Annotated in this window: 5 protein-coding genes; all 5 read right to left on the reverse strand. The window is 22.6% G+C overall.

Going from position 1 to position 2,920, the window contains the following annotated elements; all coding sequences use genetic code 4:
- Window positions 1–45 precede the first annotated feature (45 nt).
- A complete protein-coding gene (locus tag ACWXVQ_RS03145) occupies window positions 46–231 on the reverse strand; it encodes a hypothetical protein (protein ID WP_455966412.1) in 186 nt (61 codons plus the stop codon).
- A 100-nt stretch (window positions 232–331) separates the two neighbouring features.
- A complete protein-coding gene (locus ACWXVQ_RS03150) occupies window positions 332–1,078 on the reverse strand; it encodes a hypothetical protein (RefSeq protein ID WP_456013593.1) in 747 nt (248 codons plus the stop codon).
- Window positions 1,079–1,081: 3 nt separating this feature from the next.
- Entirely contained in the window at window positions 1,082–1,387 is a 306-nt protein-coding gene (cas2, locus tag ACWXVQ_RS03155; RefSeq protein WP_438340428.1) for a CRISPR-associated endonuclease Cas2, read from the reverse strand.
- Window positions 1,388–1,391: 4 nt separating this feature from the next.
- On the reverse strand, window positions 1,392–2,288 hold the full coding sequence (gene cas1, locus ACWXVQ_RS03160; RefSeq protein ID WP_456013594.1) for a type II CRISPR-associated endonuclease Cas1: 897 nt from the start codon (window positions 2,286–2,288) through the stop codon (window positions 1,392–1,394).
- 431 nt (window positions 2,289–2,719) lie between these two features.
- Window positions 2,720–2,920, reverse strand: a 201-nt coding sequence (locus tag ACWXVQ_RS03165; protein WP_456013595.1) for a hypothetical protein, incomplete at its 5' end; no start/stop codon positions are given.

Genomic DNA, 2,920 nt, shown 5'->3' on the forward strand with positions numbered 1-2,920 from the left:
CATTACTGTAAATCTTTTTTCTATCGCCTCATTGATTGCCATGTGCTAAGTTAACCTCTTTTTGCATAATTTGGCATTTCTTAATTCTTGTTTTAATCTTTTTATGGTTGACATTGAACATTTTGCCCTTAAGGATAATTGCTTATTTGTTAAATCAGAATATGTAGTTATAACATCTAATAATTTTTGTTTTCTATTTAATTGAAAATAGTTTAATTCTATTTCGCACATAATAAAACCACCTATAACATTTTACTATATATGTTAGGTGGCTCATTCTTGTTACAATTTAATGAACTCTTGTATAAAAACGTTCAAATTCGATTAAAAATTAATCTAAAATGATTGATTTTATTGCATTTTGCAATGTTTTACTTTCTTTGATTTTTTCAATGTCATCAACATTGAACTTTTGCATAAGTATTTCTTTAATTAAAGATACATTATCAATATTGATAAATGTTTTATTATCAAAAATTGAACAAACTTCCAACTCTTCAAAGCTATTACAAATATCTCAAATATTGTTAGTTAATATAATAAAGTTAAATTTATTAGTAAAAGTAACCAACTCACTAATATTGATATTATCAAAATTAGCGATAATTACAAGTTGCTTATCTAATTGATTTGTTAAATCAAAAAACTTAAATAAAATATCTTTATTAATCAATTTCTGATCATTTAGTTGGAATAAAAATTTAACTAACTTTGATTTATCTAAATTAAGATAAATAAAATCTTCAGCAACTAAATTTGTATAAAAATTTAATACTTCAGATAATAAATCACTTTTGATTAAATTTTCTTGATCAATTCTACTGTCTTTTATAAACATTTTATATAAACTATTTTTGCTGCTAAAGTTAAGGATATCAATAACTTTTGATAATGGATTAATAATAATACTTTCATTAACAAAATAGCCTTTATTATTAATTAAAAGACTTGGTTGATTATTTTGATTTTCATGATTAATTAACATAGCTAAAAAAGCTAAAGAGTTACTGCTTTCAATAACTCTAATTCCTTGATAGTCATAATCTAAAAGATGACTAAATTTTACTATTTCTAACATAATTTATACCTCTAAATATATTTTTTTATCCAAGTAATATTCATTTAGTGATTTTTCGCCATTAATGATTTCAATATTTTGATATTGACTTTCTGTTACTAATAAAATTCTCACATTTGATTTTTTTGGAACGATTTTTATTAGTTTATCCTTTTCATAAGGATATTGGGTGTGAGCTGATATACATTTAACATAGATTGAATATTGAATCATGCTATAACCTAATTTAATTAGTTCATTTCTAAATTTATTATAATAAGCGATATTATCATCGTCCATCGAAATATCATACATAACAATTATTCGCATAAATCTACTTTGAATTTCAATCAATGATTAACTCTTCTAATGAACAATTTTCTAATATTTTTTTAACTGAATAATCAATATAATCGCGAATTTTTATATGCTTATTATTGACATTAATGTGCTCATCAAAAAATTCATATAGCATTTGCTTAAAAATTTTTCAATTCACTTCTTGATAATTAGCTTTTTTGATTAAATACTGATATACAACATAGTCAATAAACACTCTAGCTATTTCCATTAGATCGCATGCTAAACTATAAGGGTTATTAAAGCTTTTATGAAAAACGCCAATGCGATTATCAAAGCCACGCCCATTAATTGACCGACTATAAAATGATAGTAAAATCGTATACCCATAATTTAGCATCGCATTAATATCATCATCAAAGTTATTTCTTTCTCTTTTAAAATCAGCTCCAAAAATATTTTTATAATAAAGTTTAGCTGCATGAGCCTCGCGGTTAGATAAATCACCAATTTTGACATCTAAAATATAATTTTTAAATTTTTGATAATCTTCATCATTAACTAAATTAAAATTTACTAACAAATTAAGTTGATTAGAAATCTTTAATTTAATAATATTTTTTCAGGTTATGGCTTTGTAATTCTCATCTCAAGTTAATTGAGATAAAAATACTTTGTTATTATAATAATTATCAAACGGAATAATTTGCGCCTGAGGCAGATGTTTTTCGTTGCATATAATTATGTTAACTTTTTCTTTTATAAATTTATTAATTAGTGGTATTGATATTGTTGTTTTATTATTTTCGAAAATAATACTATCAATATCATTAGTTGGTATTGTGATTTTACCTTGTTCTTTTTTAATAATTAAATTTCCTAAAAAAAGTGACAAATATTCACTTTCCGTAACATCGATTATTTTCTTCATATTCTTCTTTCTGCTTATATACTAAGCAAAAAAATTACATTGCAATTTTAAATATTATTTAAAAAATTCATTAAATTGGACTTCTAATAATTAATATAACTATTTAGCTTGTTAATTCTTAATCAAATTGCAACATTTTTATAGTTTAAAAATGTTTCTTAAACTTAAGATATCAAATATGTTTTTTAAGACCTAAAAAATTTAAAACAGGAATCAGGAAAATTAACAAAGTGTCATACTTTGCTATTATTTTTTTGTAAATCTATATATTTCGAAAGTAAAAATTAAATAGTAATATATTTTTAAATTAACCTTACGGATCTTATTTTAAAAATTAGAATCTATTTTTTTAAGCTTTATTTATATTTGGATTGGTTGGCAAACTAATTTTTTCAAACCTACTTTGCGGACATTAAAATAAAATTAAAAATCTACTTAAAGTTTTCATATAAGTCATTCCCCACTTGTTTAATTGGGTTTTTAAACATTGTTTTTAAGTGACTCATTTCTTGTTTTAAATCCGATGTATTTAATCTAAATTTTTCTAAATTTCTAATCAAGTAATTAAACTTGTCCATAAATGTCGAAACTACTGACTTATGCGTTACGACTATCAAACTCAATTTATAAGC

It is taken from the genome of Mycoplasma sp. 527 (assembly GCF_053851595.1).